This window comes from Microcystis sp. M31BS1 (genome assembly GCF_020245285.1).
Taxonomy (GTDB): Bacteria; Cyanobacteriota; Cyanobacteriia; order Cyanobacteriales; family Microcystaceae; genus Microcystis; species Microcystis panniformis.
On the sequence record NZ_JADBVE010000056.1, the window covers coordinates 1 to 17,543 of the forward strand.

Sequence of the window (17,543 nt, forward strand, 5' to 3'; positions counted from 1 at the left end):
ATTCTTAACGGCTAAATTCTCAACCACAATCGTTTGGTTTTCACGAACTAATTGAGTGGTTAGCTTATGTAAATGGTCTTTTCTACTATCGGTGATTTGAGCGTGAATCCTTGCTACTTTGATTCTTGCTTTTTCTCGATTATTTGAGCCTTTCTGTTTTCTAGAAAGATTTTTTTGTGCCTTTCGCAGTCTCCGATAATGCTTTTTAAAATGCTTGGGATTAGACACTTTGTCGCCATCGCTGGTAATCACGAGGCTACTAATTCCTAAGTCAATTCCAATGGCTTTATCTGTTACTGGTAAAGGCTTAATCGTTGGGTCATCAAATCTAATTGAAATATGCCAACGTCCAGACGGATGTAATCTGACTGTTACTGTGCTTGGTTCACAAGCTTCTGGTATTTGTCTTGACCATCGAATAGGTAAAGGTTCTGTGCATTTGGCTAAATAGATTTGTTTGTCTTTAAATTTAAAGGCTGACTTGGTAAATTCGGCACTTCCTCCTTGATGTTTTTTCTTAAAGTTAGGATACTTAGTACGACCAGCAAAGAAGTTAGTGAAAGCTGTTTGTAAATGTCTTAACCCTTGTTGTAAAGGTACACAGCTTACCTCATTGAGAAAGTCTAATTCTTCTTGCTTTTTCCACTCGGTTAGCATTGAAGAAGTTTGAACATATCCTACTCTTTCTTGCTTTTCGTACCATGCTTGTGTTCGTTCGTGGAGAGCTTTGTTGTAAACTAATCTTACACAGCCCAAAGTGCGCCGCAATAGCGACTCTTGTTCGGGTGTGGGGTAAAATCGAAACGAGTAGGCTTTTTCCATGTCTCACATTTTAGCATATATTTCGTAAACGATGCTCATATTTAACAGTAAAGCCGTCGTAGAACGACGGGGTTTCAGACCCAAATTTTCGATGAAAATGTGCGGAATCTCGCTGTATAATGTGTAGTCACCTCCATCTATAATATTGCCGCTTATGTAACCGTGGATATACTAGGACAAAATCCTTATTTACTACTCCATACCGAGAAGGGACAGCGTTTTTTCCCTCTCGTGGGGAGACCTTACTGGACAATCGGACGGAGCAAAGATAACGCTATCGTGATTAAAGATCAGTGTATCTCTCGCAATCACGCTATTTTACAATCCACGGAAACAGGAGATTTTTATCTGATCGATCTCGGTAGTCGCAATGGAACTTTTGTCAATGGCAGAAGGGTAGCTATTCCCGTGACTATCCATGACAAAGATCGGATCGCCTTTGGCAAAACCGAAGTGCAGTTCTATCGTCCTACTCCCACTAATATAGGCAAGCAACCGCACAATTTAGAATTGGATCCCCCCACCTCCACCGTCCATGAACGTCGCTTAACATCGGTGATAGTGGTGGATATACGAAATTTTACGGCTTTAACGAGGCAATTAGACGAAAAAGTGCTTTCTTCTCTGATTGGCAATTGGTTTCGCCATGCCGGGAGTATTATCCGCAGTTCCGGCAGTTGGGTAGATAAATATATTGGTGATGCGATCATGGCCATCTGGTTTCACGGCCAACAGGAAGTCAATCAAGACGATATCTTGCAAATTTTCCAAGCAATTACGCGAATATACAAGATGACCCGCGCCTTAAGCGAAGAATATCCCTTACCCTTTAAATTACGCATCGGTGCGGGAGTGAATACCGGTTATGCCATGGTGGGCAATACTGGCAGCGGTGAACATCCAGATTATACGGCGATCGGTGATACGGTCAACGCCGCTTTTCGTTTAGAGTCGGCCACTAAAGAAATAGGTAGGGATTTAGCCATCGGAGCAACTACCTACAGTCATCTCATCGGTTTACCCCATCTCCACCAAGCTTTTGAGCAACATACCCTCAGTCTGAAAGGATACGACGATAAAACTATTACCTACGGAACCACTTTCGATGACTTGGATCGTTTCCTCGATGTCAATATTAGTGAGGAGATAACTGGAATTACAGGATTTATCGGCAGTGTCTGAAGATTGAAATTAAACGACATTTCAGTGATCAGTAAACAGTAATCAGTAATCAGTGAAAAGACAGTAGGAAACTTCTATTTAATACTGTACACTTAAAACTCAAATCTGATGACTGATAACTGATAACTGATAACTGATAACTGATAACTGACCTACTCCTCGGCAGCGGCGAGAACTAAATCTTCCTCTTCCAGGGCGGGAGGAACTTCGATTTCTGCGACTACTTCCGAGACAGTCCGGCCTTCCGCTTCCGCTAGACGTTTTTCTCGGTATTTAATCGCCATTTCTTCCGCTTTTTCAAACACTAACGGGCGATTTTTGAGCATATCTCCCGGTTCGGGTTCTAATTGTTTAGTCGAGAGGGAAATGCGACCTCTTTCGGCATCGAGATCGATAATCATCACTTTCAACTCATCATTGACATTGAAAACCGTGTGGGGGGTGTCAATGTGATCGTGAGAGATTTCGGAAATATGCAGTAAACCACTGACTCCACCAATATCGATGAAAGCACCGTAGGGCTTGATTCCGCGCACGGAACCGATTACCACCTGTCCCACGGCTAAACCGTTCATCTTGCGTTCCACTAAAGCGCGACGATGACTTAAAACCAGACGGTTGCGATCCTCATCCACTTCTAAAAACTTTAAGGGCAATTCCTGACCGACTAAATCCTCTTTCGCTTCTCTGGTGCTAATGTGAGAACCGGGGATAAAGCCGCGGAGACCTTCAATTCTGACTAATGCTCCACCACGGTTAGTGGCGAAAACATTCGAGCGCACGGTAGCATCTTCTTTTTGCAATTGACGCACCCGTTCCCAAGCGCGCATATATTCGATGCGACGGATCGACAGGGTTAGCTGTCCATCTTCATTCTCGTCGGTAAGAATGAAAAATTCCCTGGTTTCGTTGGGTTGTAAAACTTCTTCGGGATTATCGACGCGGTTGATCGACATCTCCTGCACGGGGATAAAAGCGGCGGTTTTAGCACCGATATCGATGAGCGCTCCCCGGGGTTCCATGCTGAAAACAGTCCCAGCGACAACATCTCCCGGACTGAAATGATAATCGTATTTGTCTAGAAGGGCGGCAAAATCTTCATGGGTAAAGCCTATGTTTTTGTTTGCAGTTTTTTGGGTGGTCATGTACGTTGTTTGGGCCTCGGAATTTCCGTAGGTTTTTCCTCCTATGTGATGTACAGTTTCTAAATCAAGGAGATGCCTCCCAATTTAGTTTCTAGGCAGGGCCTAGGGGATGAACTGCCGCATCCGGCTTTCTTGCAGGCAATCTGCCTCAAGAATGACTTTTAAGAATCTAACCAGAGCTTGGGCTTGAAATAGCACAAGGGATCCTCATTATAACTGAATCGGGAACTATTTAAGACGAGGTAATCACGCTGGCTTCTTCCACTGGAGACCAAGAAGGATGAGTGCGTTCCATTTCGGAGGACTGGATCAGAGCTAAAGCGGCGATAAAGTCTCTAATTCCCTGAAAATTGCCGTAAACTGAAGCAAAGCGCACATAGGCCACTTCCGATTCTTGCCGGAGATATTCTAGGACTAATTGACCGATTTCCTGACTTGTTACCTCCCGTTTTGAGTCTTGCTGCAGACGGGATTCGATATCATTGACGATCGCCTCTAATCTTGAGGGGGGAATGCCGGTTTTTTCGCAAGCGCGAACGATCCCCCGGAGCAGTTTGCAGCGATCAAAAGATTCCCGTTTACCATCTTTTTTAATCACCGTGATCGGCACGAATTCGATGCGCTCGTAGGTGGTGAACCGATATTTACACTGTAAGCATTCACGACGACGACGAATGCTCTGACCGTTTTCGGAGGAGCGGGACTCTAAAACGCGACTATCGGTATGCTGACAATTAGGACACTGCATAGGAGGCGCTCGGTGAGGGGAACCTTTAATTTAAGCCTTTAAATACGAAAACCAGAGCCGCTAACCTGCTTTTGACAAGCGGGCGGCTCAGGGAAGAAAATTATTAACCTAAACGGAGTTAAGAAATTTACTTTTGAATCCGGGGAGGTTCCCGGAAGGCGATGGCGAAGAAAATTACCGACAAAGCCATAGTTAAAACTAAAATGTAAGCGACGCTTTCCATGGTTGGACATCCTACAAGACTGCTATAACAATCCTATAGTATCAGGAAATGAGCTTTTCAGCTTGTCTGGGGATATAATCTACATCCCCAGAATCAGTGGCAATCTATTTAACGCTAACTTTTGCCCCGGCATCTTCCAGTTTTTTCTTGATGGCGGCGGCATCATCTTTGTTAGTGCCTTCTTTAACCGCTTTGGGAGCGGCTTCTACCAGGTCTTTCGCTTCTTTGAGTCCTAAACCGGTCAATTCGCGTACCACCTTAAGGATAGCAATTTTCTTGTCGGCGGGAACTTCTTCGAGAACGACGTTAAATTCGGTTTGTTCTTCCACCGCTTCAGCAGCAGCCGCGGGAGCAGCCCCGGGGGCAGCCATAATTATGCCACCAGTCGGAGCGGCGGCACTAACTCCAAAGGTTTCTTCGATACCTTTGACTAATTCCGCAGCTTCTAAGAGGGTCAGGGTTTTGAGTTTTTCTAAGATTTCAGCTACAGCAGACATGGGTTAGACTCCTAATTGTTTGTAAGTGATTGATTGGCGCGGTGTCAAGCCGCTTCTTTTTCTTCTTGACGGGCCACGGCATCGACGGCACGGGCCAAAGATGCGGGAACTTCGTTGATACTGCGGGCCAGTTTGGCAGCAATGGCGTTGATTGCTCCGGCGGCCTGAGCGATTAACTGTTCTTTCGACGGTAAATCGGCGATCGCTTTGATCTGATCTTCTGTTAACAGTTGACCTTTTGTCCCTTCTTTGAGGACACCGCCGCGCAATTCGGTTTTTTTGCTTTCTTTTTTGAACTCTTGATAGGCCTTGAAAGCTCCACCGATATCCTCTTTTACGAGCAGAAAGGCGGATGTTCCCGATAAAAGGCTTTTCATCGGTTCCCAGCCACTATCTTCAGCGATCGCCAATCCCATCAAAGTATTTTTGGTGACTTTACAAATCGTTCCCGTGGGGCGCAATTTGCGGCGTAGATTGCTGATTTCGGCGACGGTTAAACCTTGATAGTCGATGACCATCGTTAATTGAGCTTCGCTAAGGGAGGTTTTTAATTCTTCTAGAATTACTCCCTTGCTTTCTCTGCTTCTCCCCATCCCTTGTTCACCTCCTGTATGCGGGGGACCTGTTCCAGAGGCGCAAAAATAACCCCTTGTAGCGCCGGGGTTGAGTGGAGAGAATCCAGTTCAGGCATGACCAAGACAGAAAATATCTCTCTTTAGTCTTTTTGGCTGCTGTTTTCTCGCTTTGACCTCGGCAGGGTATTTAAGCTGTTTCGCCCCTGCTGTCTTTGGCTTAAGCCAGTCCCCTATTATAACAGTATTGCGCGTTTTATGTCAAGCCTTGGACAGGAACGAGCATGGTGATTGCATTTAAGACTGAATCCCTTGAGTATAGGCTACTTATCAGTACAGGCACTCATGCAAGAGGCAAAAGGGGGAATAATACTAAATCCTTTGAGTATAGGCTACATATCAAGATAGACAAGAGACAAGAGGCAAAAGGAGGAATAGGTAATCGGTCTTTAATAACTGGATTTAGTAAGTACCTAAGCAAAATTAATTACACATTTCGATAAAGCTTTTGCCTCTTGCCTATTGCCTCTTGCCTATCTTCACTAGGAAATTTATTTTGCACGACTACTTATGAGATCAAAAGTTTTCGTTTTCAGGAGTCGGTTATTAATACCAAATTAGGTTACAGTTCTTGATCAGAAACGCTGTATCTAATTCAGTCTTAGGAGAAAGTCTTTCTGTTGATTGAGCTTTTTTAATCTAGCTTTTCAAGAAGCGAAATTAGCTTGGTTCATTTGTTCGCTTGTGCCACGCTACTTTCTTCGCTTATAATCCTTTTGTCTCCTCCATCAATTTTCCGAGCTTCCCTTTTTAGTTACCTTACCCAATTATCAATTATGAATAACACTGAAATCGACTTTCCCAAAGGCTCTAAGAGTGATCTAAGAGATGTTATCACAAATCAGTTACTCATTTTTTTAGAAGCCCAAAATTATGATGCAGCTAAAACTCTGTTAATTCCCGTGGCTTCCGTGGATATAGCAGAAGCGATTGCGGACTTACCTAAAACCCTACAAATCATTGCTTTCCGACTTTTAAATAAATCTCAAGCCATTGACGTTTATGAACATTTAGATAGAAATACCCAATATTTATTAATCGAAAAGTTTAAAAATGCGGAAGCAAATGAAATTATTAATAATATGTCTCCTGATGATCGAGTCAAGTTATTTGATGAGTTACCTCCTCAATTAGCGAGGACTTTAGTAGCTCAATTATCCCCTGAAGAAAGAGAGTTAAATGCTTTATTGTTCGGGTATTCTGCTGATACAGCAGGGCGAATTATGACCCCGAAATATATCTATGTTAAAGAAACTATTACCGCTAATGAAGCCCAAGCTAAAATCAGAAATTTAGCCGATAAAATTGAAGTGGCTTACTATATCTATGTGACAGATAATAACAAGAGATTACAAGGAACCTTATCTTTAAAAGATTTGATTGTTGCTAAACCAGAAGCCATAATTTCTGAAATTATGAACAGAAACATTATTTATGCCTATACCGATACCGACCAAGAAGAAGTCGCTAAATTGATTCAACGCTATGATTTATTAGCCTTGCCAATTGTTGATAAAGATGAAAACTTATTAGGGGTAGTTACGGTAGATGATGTTATCGATATTTTAGAGGAAGAAGCAACTGAAGATATTTATAAAATGGGAGCAATTAATACAGAATCTGATGATCAAAATTACTTTAAATTGGGCTTGTATAAAATCACAAAAAAACGAATACCCTGGTTATTAATTTTACTAATCACGAATTCTGGAACAGTTTTTTTAATGAGTAATTTTGAGGAAGTATTAGAAGAAGTAGTTGCCTTAGCCTTTTTTACGCCATTATTAATTGATGCAGGGGGAAATATAGGTGCGCAGTCATCAACCGTTGTTATTAGGGGATTAAGTACCGATGAATTAAGAGATAAAAAACCGTTTTCAATTATTGTGAAAGAGTTAATAACAGGGGGATTATTAGGAATAATTTTAGCCGTCATTGTGATTGCCATGATTTTTGTATTCTTAGGTAAACCAGAGATTGGTTTTATAGTGGGAATTAGTTTAATTGCTATCTCAATTATTGCAGCAACGACAGGTACAGCATTACCCTTTGTCTTTAACAAAATGGGATTTGATCCTGCTTTAATGTCTGCTCCTTTTATTACGACAGTGGTTGATGTTTTAGGAATTTTTATTTATTTCAGTATTGCTCAATTAATCCTAAAGGAAAGCTTGAGAAATTGATGGGCAAGGCAAAAAGATTAGGCCGATTTAAGTCTGAATTGGCTTTCCATAACTTCCCCAGGGTTATATCCTTGAGCGCTCGATAATTTTTAATCCTCAATCCCTCAATTCCAGCCATTATTTAGTCCTGTTTCTCATTACTAAAGTAATTTGGCTCTCTTAGGTTTGGTGGGTAAAATGTATTCTAAGATACAGTCCTGCTGGCGAGCGCGCGGAAGGAACCACAGAGACACAGAGGACACAAAGATCGATCACTACTATAAGTAGTCGTGCAAAATTAATTTCCTAGTCAAGATAGGCAAAAGGCAAAAGCTTTATCGAAATGTGTAACTAATTTTGCTTAGGTACTTATAAGTAGTCGTGCAAAATTAATTTCCTAGTCAAGATAGGCAAAAGGCAAGAGGCAGGAGGCAAGAAGTGGTTAGATATGTGTAATTAATTTTGCTTAGGTACTTATAAGTTAAACTGATCACACAAAGAATAAGAGAGCCGTAATTTGAGCAATTTCTCCCCGGAGAATATATAGTATAGACTGATTCTAGAGCGGTTATTAATAGAGTTCTTGCCTAATTAATTTTTGAGAGTTCAAAAATGAGAAAAATAGGCATAAAATTGCATAAAATCCCTAGATAGAGCATTTAATTGATTAATGCTCATTCTTAATTCTCCTGACTACTGACTACTGGCTACTAACTCCTCACCTAAGGTCAGATTTTTGATTTTTGCCAGAGGTCTAATTACTGACCCGATTCGATCGCTCCTTCGGCCTCATGGACAATTGCCCTCAATTGATCTAAAGTTTTCTGGTCCACCTGGGTCCATAATCCCCGTTGTTGAGCCTCTAATAATCTTTCGGCCATATCTCGCAATGCCCAGGGGTTTTTTTCCTGAATAAATTGTTGTACCTTCTCGTCAAATAAATAAGCTTCGGCTACTCCCTGATAGATAAAATCCTCCACTAGGTGAGTAGTGGCAGAGTAGGCAAAAATATAATCTACGGTTGCAGCCATCTCAAAGGCGCCTTTATAGCCGTGTCGCATCACTCCCGCTATCCATTTGGGGTTAACCACTCGCGAACGGTAAACGCGACGAATTTCTTCCTCTAGGGTTCTGATGCGGGGATTTTCCGGACGGGAATGATCACCAAAATAGGTGACGGGATTTTTGCCGGTTAATGCCCGGACACTGGCAGTTAAGCCGCCTTGAAATTGATAGTAGTCATCGGAGTCGAAAATATCGTGTTCTCGATTGTCCTGATTGTGCAGCACTATCTCTAATTCTTGCAGTCTATTTCTCAATACTTCTGGTAAAGAATGGGCAGTTCCTTGACTATCATAGGCATAACAACTCCAGTTAATATAAGCATTAGCTAAGTCTTGATCATTTTGCCAGTTTTGTGACTCGATTAACCCCTGTAAACCGGCCCCATAAGCACCCGGTTTGCAGCCAAAGATTCTGGCAGTAGCTCTCAGTTTCGCCTCTTTTTCTCCTAAGCCCTGACTTAGCCAAAACTCCCTCTCTGTCTTCACTTTCGCCGCTAAAGGATTAATTTTTTCCTCTTCCTCTTGACAAGCTACCGCATTTATGCAAGAATTAAGAAGATGTAGTATGCTGGGGAAACTGTCCCTAAAAAAGCCGGATACCCGAACGGTCACATCAATACGAGGACGGCCTAAGCTAGACGGGGTAAGGATTTCAAACCCGACCACCCGACGGAAAAAACCATCCCAAAGGGGACGAATTCCCAGTAAAGCCATGGCTTCGGCCACATCTTCGCCACTATTTCTCATCGTCGAAGTTCCCCAGATAGAAATCGCCAAAGTGCGGGGATATTCGCCATTTTCTTGGGTATAACGTTCAATTAGTGCCTCTGCGGCCTTTCTTCCCACTTCCCACGCGGTTTCTGTGGGGATTGCGCGGGTATCGACGGAATAGAAATTTCTGCCGGTGGGGAGAACATCGGGACGGCCGCGGGTAGGAGCGCCGGAAGCACCACTGGGGACGTATTGGCCAGCGAGACCTTTTAAGAGATAGATAAGTTCATCGGGGGTTTGTTTTAAAGCAGGAATTAACTGATTTTCTAGCCAAACCAATTCTTTTGCCGTATTTTCGCCTAGAGGTTCAATTTTCTGGCTAATTAAATCCTGAGCGAGACCTTCCAGATAGGTAGTAGTATCGTTATATTCCGTCAGGGGGTCGCAGTCGAGATGGAGGTCAAGGGCGATCGAACGGGTTAAACCGGGGCGGTCGGGACTAGGAGAACGGGCGATCGATTGGATTAAATCAATTAACTGCTGACCCTGGGGACATTGACCGAAGATATGTAAACCGTCGCGGATTTGTGCTTCCTTGAGTTCACAGAGATAACCATCCACGAGGGTGAGAAATTGACCAAAGGAAGCGTTGGTCGCAACGCGCTCGCTACGCGAGATCGTGCCTAGCTCTCGATCGAGATTAGTTTTCGCCACCAGATCGTTAATCCGCTCGCGAATCAGAGCTAAACGAGAAGGATCAAGAGATTCTGCCTGATAATATTCATCGATGAGAGACTCTAACTTTTCCCAATCCCCATACAATTCCGCTCGGGTCATCGGGGGAGTGAGATGGTCGATGATAACAGCTTGGGAACGTCTTTTAGCACTGGAACCTTCTCCGGGGTCATTGACAATAAACGGATAAAAATTCGGCAGCGACGAGAAAGCGATTTCGGGATAACAATGGGGAGAAAGAGCGAGACTTTTCCCCGGTAGCCATTCTAAATTGCCGTGTTTACCGAGATTAATTACAGCAGTGACTTGGAATTCCTGTCGTAACCAATGGTAAAAAGCGAGATAGCTGTGGGTAGGTTCCAGGTCGGGGGAATGATAATTAAGAGTCGGGTCAAGGTCATAACCGCGAGAAGGTTGAATACCGATAAAGACATTACCTAGCTGGATGCCGGGGATAGGAAAATCCTTGTCTGGATATCCCCAACGGTCAAGCAGAGCGCTTTGATTATCGGGGGGAAGGGAGGAGAAATAATCTAGATATGCTTCTAGGGAGAGAGATTGATAGATAGGTTTTAATTCCCTTGTCTCCAGGTCATTAGTGATACCGGAAATAAGCAATCGCATTAATTCATCGCTATGGTCGGGGAGGTCGGTGAGGGTATAACCTTGGGTTTGTAATGCGCGAAGAATTTCCAGACCACTAGCGGGAGTATCTAAACCGACTCCGTTAGCGATACGACCATCCTTATTGGGATAGTTGGGGAAAATGAGAGCAATTTTTTTCTGGGAGTTGGGAAGGGAGGAGAGTTGACAATAGTTTGCGGTTAAATCAGCGACAAAATCAACCCGGTGGGGGAGGGGTTGATAGATAACTATTTCCGTTTCTAGTTTAGGATGTCGGGTGAGGACAGATTTAAAGGAAATAGCGCGGGTGATAATTTTGCCATCCATTTCCGGTAAAGCGATATTCATAGCCACATCCCGGGGGGAAAGACCTTGATAACCCTGTTGATAAGCTTCTAAACTGCTGCTGCTGAGGATAACTTGGAAGATGGGTTTATTGAGGGACTGCCAGAAGTGATGATTTTGTTTGTCTTCTGGTCGCTGGATAGAGAAGCTAGTGGTATCGAGAATTAGGTCTGGGGGATGGTGGGAAAAGAGGGTTAATAGTTCCTCTTGCACTTCAATTTCCCGGAGAGAGGAAAGAAAGACGGGGACAGTTTCAATATTTCTTTGGGTGAAAGCACTGATTAAAGCATCGATAGCTTTGGTATTACCCGCGAGATAATGGGAACGATAGAAAAGTATCCAAGTCCGTGCTTGGGGTTGGGGTAGGGTTATCTGGGAATAGATTCCCAACCTCGGGACAATCTGAGGAGGAGAGGGAGAATAGTCGAGATGGAGACAGGTATGCGCGATAAATTTAGCAGCATTAATCCAGTTATCTATCCCTGCTTCCGTGAAATAGCACCATAACTGGTTAACAGTAGTCAGGGAAGCAGTGGAATGACTCATCAACTCTAAATCCGGTTTATCCTCTCCCGGGAGGACAAATAAAGTCGCACCGGTTTCCTCGACAATTTCCTTAACTACTTCCAACCCGTAGGACCAACTCCCCCGTCCCCCCAATAAGCGAAGAATAATCACCCTTGCTTGGGATAGTACCTTGTCCCCATAGTTATCGATACTGTATTGCTGCTGTAACTGGGATAAATTGAGGGCGCGAATTGCGGGAAAATTATCCGGTAGATGGTCGATAGCTGCCGCTAGAGTTTGAATATCGGTATCAGCCATGGTGAGGAGGACAATCGGGGCCGGATTTTGGTCAATAATAATCACCCCTTCGGTATCTGCTGTCCAACCACCCGCTTGGGGAGCAATACGATGCATAAATTTTGAGAGTCAGGTTAAATAATGATTAGGTTTTGAGAATCAGGGTCTCGATCGAGGGATCATTCTTAGGTAGATAGAGATGATTATATCTGTCTGCGGCAATTTAAAGAATAGGGGATAGGGATTAAGAAAAATCTTCACTAAAACCCCAACCCCAGTCCCCTTAATGATGACTGGGGTTTGGGGAAGTGGGAAAGTGGGGAAGTGGGGAAATTTCAATTAAAACCCTAAAACCCCAACACCCCACCACCCTATCTCCTGCCTCCTGCCTCCTGCCTTCTGATAACTGATAAATGATGACTGATAAATGATAACTGATAAATGATAAATGAACGCTTCTCCCGCTTATGTTTGCTGTCAAGTGTTGTCATCTACTCACCTCGAACAAATTCGTTCTTGGTGGGGACAGTTGGCAATACAGGTGACAGGGCCGAGGATTAGTCTCAGTGAAAGAGATATTCCCCCACAGACAGGGGAAATCTATCAACTCTTGCTTTCCACTGACCTACAAGCTTTATTGTTAGCCAGTCCCCAAGGGCATAATTTTCAGTACGAAGTCCGCATTAGTTTTGAAGCGAACACGATTAAAAGTTTTCTGCAAGGACTGGCCGTCAAGTCTCTCCACAACCCAAAAATTCAGCAGGGTTATCAAATTTTAAATCTGCCTCTATCCATTAATGTCAGCAGTTTTCAAAATAAAATTTTAGTCAAAATTCTCTCGATAATTTCTTCTCCGGCTGCTGATGGGGGTTGTTCCCGCATCTTCTCCGTTTGTCAACCGATAGAAGCTGCCCTATCCCAACAAATCCAACAGGAAAGATTATTAAACCAAGTCATCACCCAAATGCGTCAGAGTCTGGAGTTACCGGTGATTCTGGAAACCGTGGTCAGGGAAGCGCGGGAATTTCTGCAAGTGGACCGATTGTTAATTTATCAATTTTTCCCCGGTATCGGTGAGGGAAAGGGAAAAATAACTTCCGAGTCGCGCGTTTCTGACCAGATAAATTCCGTGTTAAATTTAACCCCCGAAGACGATTGTTTTTCCTATATTCCCCAATACAAAGAAAAGTACCGTCAAGGATTAATTCTGGCTGTGGATGATGTGGATGTTAACTATTCTTCTTCCTTCTGTTTGTCCGAATTTTTGCGACAACACCAAGTGCAATCAAAATTAATCGCCCCGATTGTGGTACAAGAAGAATTGTGGGGTTTATTAATTGCCCATCAATGTCAAGAAAAACGCCAATGGTTGCCGCAGGAAAAGAAATTTTTAGGTCAGATTGGTGAACATCTCGCCATCGCTATCTATCAAGCGCAATTATATTCTCAAGTACAGGAACAAAAAGATATTTTTGAGCGCCGGGTAATAGAAAGAACCCAAGAATTACAAGATACTTTAATGACTGCGGAAGCCGCTAACCTCTGCAAAAGTGAATTTTTAAATAATATGAGTCATGAGTTATTAACTCCCCTAACTTGTATTATCGGTTTGTCCAGTACCCTGCAAAAATGCTCGGCAGCCAGTAATTTTTTACCTCCCGACAAACAAAAACACTATCTAAAAGTTATTCAGGATAACGGCAATAAACTATTAGAATTAATTAATGACTTGCTTAATTTTTCGCAAGTTTCGGCAGGAAAAGCCGTTTTAGATATTAAACAATTTTCGCTAAAATACCTCTGTCATCATGTTTTAGAAATTATCAAAACAGAGGCAGAAATTAAAGAAATTAATCTAATTTTAGAGATGAAAATTACCGAAAAAGAGCATTATTTTTATGCCGATTATGATCGAGTTCAGCAGATACTTTTGTACTTGTTAAAAAATGCCCTGAAATTTACCCCCGAACAGGGTGCTATCACGCTGAGACTGTGGAAAGAAGGCAGTCAGGTCATTTTTCAGGTAGAGGACACGGGCATCGGCATTCCTGCTCAAAAAATACCGCTTCTGTTTGAAAAATTTACCCAGTTGGATGGCTCCCGAAAACGTCGTTATGGTGGTATGGGATTAGGATTGGCTTTAACTAAACAATTAGTGGAACTGCATCGCGGCACGATCGAGGTAGAATCTTGCTTAGATAAAGGTTCCATTTTTACCGTCCGTTTACCTCAACAAAAGCCCCCCAAATCCCAGCGCCAACCCTCGGATAATAATCCCCATTTTAATCACCACCATCCCACTGTAGTTTTAATTGAAAGTGACGAAGAAATTGCCAATCTTATTTGTGAGTTATTGATGGTGGCACATTATCAAGTTATTTGGTTAATCGATAGTGTCTCCGCTATCAAAAAAATTGAGATCGTGCAGCCAAGTATTATAATTGTCGATCGGAAAATGCCCGATATATATCATCTCTGTCATCTCTTAAAAAAATCTAGCCAAACTCAAGCCAGTAAAGTGCTAATCTTGAATGATACCCCTGAAATCAGCGTTAATTTTCTCGGTCGTCATGGCATTGACGACTATCTGCTCAAACCGATTCAACCCTCCCTATTGTTGGAAAAAATCCGCTATCTAACCGCTTTATAAGTAGGGTTTGCAGCAAAAAGTTTTTCGGTGCGGGTAAGGGGTGTGGGGTGTGGGGTGTGGGGTGTAGGGTGTGGGGTGTGGGGTTTTACCAATTTTCATCTGGTCAATACTTTTCTTTTTTCCTCAGAAAATAGGACTTGAAAACTAACTATTAAATAGCTAATTTTCAAGTCCTGAATTGTAGGAATCCTAGGCTAAATTAGGATTCACTTTCGATATAGATAAATAACAAACCCATCACTACGGCTGGCATTAACCAACAGACGATCGGGATTAAAATCCAAGGCAGATAAGAAGCTGCGTAGGCACCAGTCATGTCAAATGCTCCTAGTAAAAAAATAAGGAAATGATAATCAGGTAGAACAAGGGTTAATTATTGATTAAAAACCCCGCGCATGATGCCATCAACGACACCAAGATTTTCTAGGAGGAAATAGGCCACAAAAGCGCCACCCATACCACCAATAAAGAAACCGGCGGCGAATTGACTCCAACCCTCGGAGGATTGCAGAGGATCACCACTAGCGGCCTTACCTTGGAAGGAGACAAGACCATAACTAGCTAAACAACCCGTAGCCAAGAGAACCATGGCTAAAGCGGGGATTAAGCCGCCGAGATTAGCATATTCCGAGTCTCTCAAGGGACCCAGGACAACCCAGGGACCACCGAGGAAATAACCGTGGGCCATACCCACCTCTAGACCGCGCAGAATCGGAGCTAGACCGGGACGATAGGCAGGTAAGTTACCAATAAAAGCTTTGGTAAAACCAGAAGCGGAAATGGGGGTAGCTAGATGACCAATGAACGGATCATCATTGTAGGGTGTCACCACCTGTTTGTATCCAGTTTCAGCCATTGTGTTTGAGTTCTCCTTTTTCCGATCAACAGGAAAATTGATCATAAAACTTTAAGATTACACTTTAGGCCTAAGAATTACTTCAAGCAACCCCATCGATCGAGTTTTCAAGGGTTGACGGCTGAAACTCTCACAATTCGTTACATTTCTCTCAGGAGACGGGGGAGATGGGGAGCCTTGTTTCAGTGTTGCCAAAGGCACGGCGTAGCCGTACAGTAAACAGTAATCAGTGAACTGAAAACTCACATCTGATACTAAATCCGTTGAGTATAGGCGACATATCAGGATAGGCAAGAGGCAACCCCCCCGACGTCGGGGGGGCAAGAGGCAAAAGGAGGAATAGATAATCAGTCTTTAATAACTGGATTTAGTAGGATAACTGCTCACTGATAACTGCTCACTGATAACTGATTACTGATTAAGGGATAATCAACACTGGACAGGGGGCAAGGTTAATAACTTTGGTGGTGACGCTTTCGGACACACCTTCGCTAGTTAATCCTAAACCGCGACAACCCATAACGATCAGGTCGGCATTAACTTCATCGGCCACATCACAGATGACAAAAGAGGGTATTCCCTCCCGTTCAATCATTTCCGCAGTGATGTCAGCTTGGGCAAAAATCGCCCGCACCGATTGTAACAATCTATCCACCGCTTCGATCGAATTCATCTTATCGTCGGCGGCAATTTCCCCGGTGGCTGTCGTTTCCACCACCGACAACAGCACCAAACGACTGTCAAAGATTTTGACTAATTCGATCACACTACTGGTAGCGTCACGACTTTCGCGGCTGTGGTCGATGGGAAATAAAATCGTCTCAAACATAATTAGCAAGTCTCTCCAATCAAATTTTTCTGGGCAAATCGGTCTTGGAACTGCAAAACTGATCCCCAAATCTGAAATAATCTTTGTCAAAGTAATTGCCGCAAGTAGCGATACCCTGATTTAATCTTTATTGTACGGTAAGCAATCTAGGAGGTTATGGGCTGTGCCAAAAAAAACAGTAGCGAATTTAACAGAGGCTGATTTAGCGGGCAAACGGGTCTTAGTCCGGGTCGATTTTAATGTTCCCATGGACAAAGCCACCGGGGCAATCAGCGATGATACCCGCATTCGGGCGGCACTACCAACTATTGAGGATTTAATCAAAAAAGGGGCTAAGGTTATTTTATGCAGCCACATGGGTCGCCCCGACGGTCAAGTTAAAGAAAATTTGCGTCTGACCCCTGTAGCTAAACGTCTCTCGGAATTACTGGGCCAAGAAGTGGTCATGTGTCCCGATTGTATTGGTGAGGGAGTTACGGCAGCGATTAGTCAAATGTCTAACGGTCAAGTGGCCCTTTTAGAAAATCTGCGTTTCCACGGTGAAGAGGAGGCAAATGATCCCGATTTTGCCAAAAAATTAGCCGCTAATGCCGATTTATACGTTAATGATGCTTTTGGTACCGCCCACCGCGCCCACGCTTCCACGGAAGGCGTTACCCACTATCTCAGCCCCTCGGTGGCGGGTTATTTGATTGAAAAAGAGTTAAACTACCTACAAGCAGCTATTGAAACTCCCCAACGTCCCCTAGCGGCGATTATCGGCGGTTCTAAGGTTTCTAGTAAAATTGGCGTGATCGAAACTTTATTGGAAAAGTGCGATAAACTGCTCATCGGTGGCGGTATGATCTTTACTTTCTACAAGGCCCGCGGTTTAAGTGTTGGTAAGTCTTTGGTGGAAGAAGACAAACTAGAGTTAGCTAAATCCCTAGAGGCAAAAGCTAAAGAAAAAGGGGTGGAATTCCTCCTTCCTACCGATGTGGTGTTAGCGGATAAATTCGATAAAGATGCCAATTCCCAAATCGTCAACGTCGAAAATATTCCCGATGGTTGGATGGGATTGGATATCGGTCCGGATTCGGTGAAAGTTTTCCAAAAAGCTTTATCTAACTGTAAATCTGTCCTCTGGAATGGCCCGATGGGGGTGTTCGAGTTCGATAAATTTGCGGCGGGTACAGATGCGATCGCTCACACTTTAGCCGATTTAACCGCTACGGGTACAACTACCATTATCGGTGGTGGTGACTCGGTAGCGGCGGTGGAAAAAGTGGGAGTGGCGGAAAAAATGAGCCATATTTCCACCGGTGGTGGCGCTAGTTTGGAATTACTCGAAGGGAAGGTTTTACCCGGTATTGCCGCTCTCGATGAGGCCTAATTAGGGTCTGCTGAAAAAGTTTTTCCTGGGGGTAGGAGTCAGGAGTCAGGAGTCAGGAGTCGGTCGTTTTAGGCTTTGTTGCCCTTGTTTTTTGTACCAAGCGATGTACTACAAGAAGGATAATGCAAGGTTTTTGAACGTC

General features: G+C 43.5%; 14 protein-coding genes. 4 read left to right on the forward strand and 10 right to left on the reverse strand.

Annotated elements, in window-relative coordinates; all coding sequences use genetic code 11:
- A partial coding sequence (locus IM509_RS02940; protein WP_287716379.1) for an RNA-guided endonuclease InsQ/TnpB family protein occupies positions 1-822 on the reverse strand: 822 nt, incomplete at its 3' end.
- Between the two features lie 162 nt (positions 823-984).
- Here IM509_RS02940 and IM509_RS02945 point away from each other — a divergent pair.
- Entirely contained in the window at positions 985-2,004 is a 1,020-nt protein-coding gene (locus tag IM509_RS02945) for an adenylate/guanylate cyclase domain-containing protein (RefSeq protein WP_052276496.1), read from the forward strand.
- Positions 2,005-2,156: 152 nt separating this feature from the next.
- Here IM509_RS02945 and IM509_RS02950 read toward each other — a convergent pair whose 3' ends face one another.
- The 5 genes from IM509_RS02950 to rplJ form a co-directional block, all read right to left on the reverse strand.
- On the reverse strand, positions 2,157-3,149 hold the full coding sequence (locus tag IM509_RS02950) for a 30S ribosomal protein S1 (RefSeq protein WP_002757124.1): 993 nt from the start codon (positions 3,147-3,149) through the stop codon (positions 2,157-2,159).
- A 232-nt stretch (positions 3,150-3,381) separates the two neighbouring features.
- Positions 3,382-3,897 (reverse strand): transcriptional regulator NrdR, encoded by a 516-nt coding sequence (gene nrdR / locus IM509_RS02955; protein WP_052276495.1) that lies wholly within the window; start codon positions 3,895-3,897, stop codon positions 3,382-3,384.
- 127 nt (positions 3,898-4,024) lie between these two features.
- A complete protein-coding gene (locus IM509_RS02960) occupies positions 4,025-4,120 on the reverse strand; it encodes a photosystem II reaction center protein T (RefSeq protein WP_012267019.1) in 96 nt (31 codons plus the stop codon).
- A gap of 104 nt (positions 4,121-4,224) precedes the next feature.
- The gene (gene rplL / locus IM509_RS02965) at positions 4,225-4,617 is read right to left on the reverse strand and encodes a 50S ribosomal protein L7/L12 (RefSeq protein ID WP_002736522.1); all 393 of its coding nucleotides are present in this window, start codon (positions 4,615-4,617) and stop codon (positions 4,225-4,227) included.
- 44 nt (positions 4,618-4,661) lie between these two features.
- The gene (rplJ, locus tag IM509_RS02970; protein ID WP_002743152.1) at positions 4,662-5,210 is read right to left on the reverse strand and encodes a 50S ribosomal protein L10; all 549 of its coding nucleotides are present in this window, start codon (positions 5,208-5,210) and stop codon (positions 4,662-4,664) included.
- An 815-nt stretch (positions 5,211-6,025) separates the two neighbouring features.
- Here rplJ and mgtE point away from each other — a divergent pair.
- A complete protein-coding gene (gene mgtE, locus IM509_RS02975) occupies positions 6,026-7,432 on the forward strand; it encodes a magnesium transporter (protein WP_052276493.1) in 1,407 nt (468 codons plus the stop codon).
- A gap of 737 nt (positions 7,433-8,169) precedes the next feature.
- Here mgtE and cobN read toward each other — a convergent pair.
- Entirely contained in the window at positions 8,170-11,811 is a 3,642-nt protein-coding gene (gene cobN, locus IM509_RS02980) for a cobaltochelatase subunit CobN (protein WP_072924960.1), read from the reverse strand.
- Between the two features lie 331 nt (positions 11,812-12,142).
- Between cobN and IM509_RS02985 the strand changes: the two genes are divergently transcribed.
- Complete coding sequence (locus IM509_RS02985; RefSeq protein WP_072924963.1) at positions 12,143-14,344, forward strand: hybrid sensor histidine kinase/response regulator; 2,202 nt, start codon at positions 12,143-12,145, stop codon at positions 14,342-14,344.
- 199 nt (positions 14,345-14,543) lie between these two features.
- Here IM509_RS02985 and IM509_RS02990 read toward each other — a convergent pair whose 3' ends face one another.
- The 3 genes from IM509_RS02990 to IM509_RS03000 form a co-directional block, all read right to left on the reverse strand.
- Entirely contained in the window at positions 14,544-14,660 is a 117-nt protein-coding gene (locus tag IM509_RS02990) for a photosystem I reaction center subunit VIII (protein WP_002737043.1), read from the reverse strand.
- Between the two features lie 57 nt (positions 14,661-14,717).
- Positions 14,718-15,200, reverse strand: a complete 483-nt coding sequence (locus tag IM509_RS02995) for a photosystem I reaction center protein subunit XI (protein ID WP_002737469.1) — start codon at positions 15,198-15,200, stop codon at positions 14,718-14,720.
- 418 nt (positions 15,201-15,618) lie between these two features.
- The gene (locus IM509_RS03000; RefSeq protein WP_052276491.1) at positions 15,619-16,029 is read right to left on the reverse strand and encodes a universal stress protein; all 411 of its coding nucleotides are present in this window, start codon (positions 16,027-16,029) and stop codon (positions 15,619-15,621) included.
- Between the two features lie 163 nt (positions 16,030-16,192).
- On the opposite strand from IM509_RS03000, the gene IM509_RS03005 reads away from it, so the two are divergent.
- The gene (locus IM509_RS03005; protein WP_052276490.1) at positions 16,193-17,401 is read left to right on the forward strand and encodes a phosphoglycerate kinase; all 1,209 of its coding nucleotides are present in this window, start codon (positions 16,193-16,195) and stop codon (positions 17,399-17,401) included.
- The last annotated feature ends 142 nt before the right edge of the window (positions 17,402-17,543 follow it).

Excerpts from the sequence above, each read along its gene's own strand:
- IM509_RS02950 (WP_002757124.1), bottom strand. The coding sequence starts at position 3,149 with ATGACCACCCAAAAAACTGCAAACAAAAACATAGGCTTTACCCATGAA.
- nrdR (WP_052276495.1), bottom strand. The coding sequence starts at position 3,897 with ATGCAGTGTCCTAATTGTCAGCATACCGATAGTCGCGTTTTAGAGTCC.
- IM509_RS02960 (WP_012267019.1), bottom strand. The coding sequence starts at position 4,120 with ATGGAAAGCGTCGCTTACATTTTAGTTTTAACTATGGCTTTGTCGGTA.
- rplL (WP_002736522.1), bottom strand. The coding sequence starts at position 4,617 with ATGTCTGCTGTAGCTGAAATCTTAGAAAAACTCAAAACCCTGACCCTC.
- rplJ (WP_002743152.1), bottom strand. The coding sequence starts at position 5,210 with ATGGGGAGAAGCAGAGAAAGCAAGGGAGTAATTCTAGAAGAATTAAAA.
- mgtE (WP_052276493.1), top strand. The coding sequence starts at position 6,026 with ATGAATAACACTGAAATCGACTTTCCCAAAGGCTCTAAGAGTGATCTA.
- cobN (WP_072924960.1), bottom strand. The coding sequence starts at position 11,811 with ATGCATCGTATTGCTCCCCAAGCGGGTGGTTGGACAGCAGATACCGAA.
- IM509_RS02985 (WP_072924963.1), top strand. The coding sequence starts at position 12,143 with ATGAACGCTTCTCCCGCTTATGTTTGCTGTCAAGTGTTGTCATCTACT.
- IM509_RS02990 (WP_002737043.1), bottom strand. The coding sequence starts at position 14,660 with ATGACTGGTGCCTACGCAGCTTCTTATCTGCCTTGGATTTTAATCCCG.
- IM509_RS02995 (WP_002737469.1), bottom strand. The coding sequence starts at position 15,200 with ATGGCTGAAACTGGATACAAACAGGTGGTGACACCCTACAATGATGAT.
- IM509_RS03000 (WP_052276491.1), bottom strand. The coding sequence starts at position 16,029 with ATGTTTGAGACGATTTTATTTCCCATCGACCACAGCCGCGAAAGTCGT.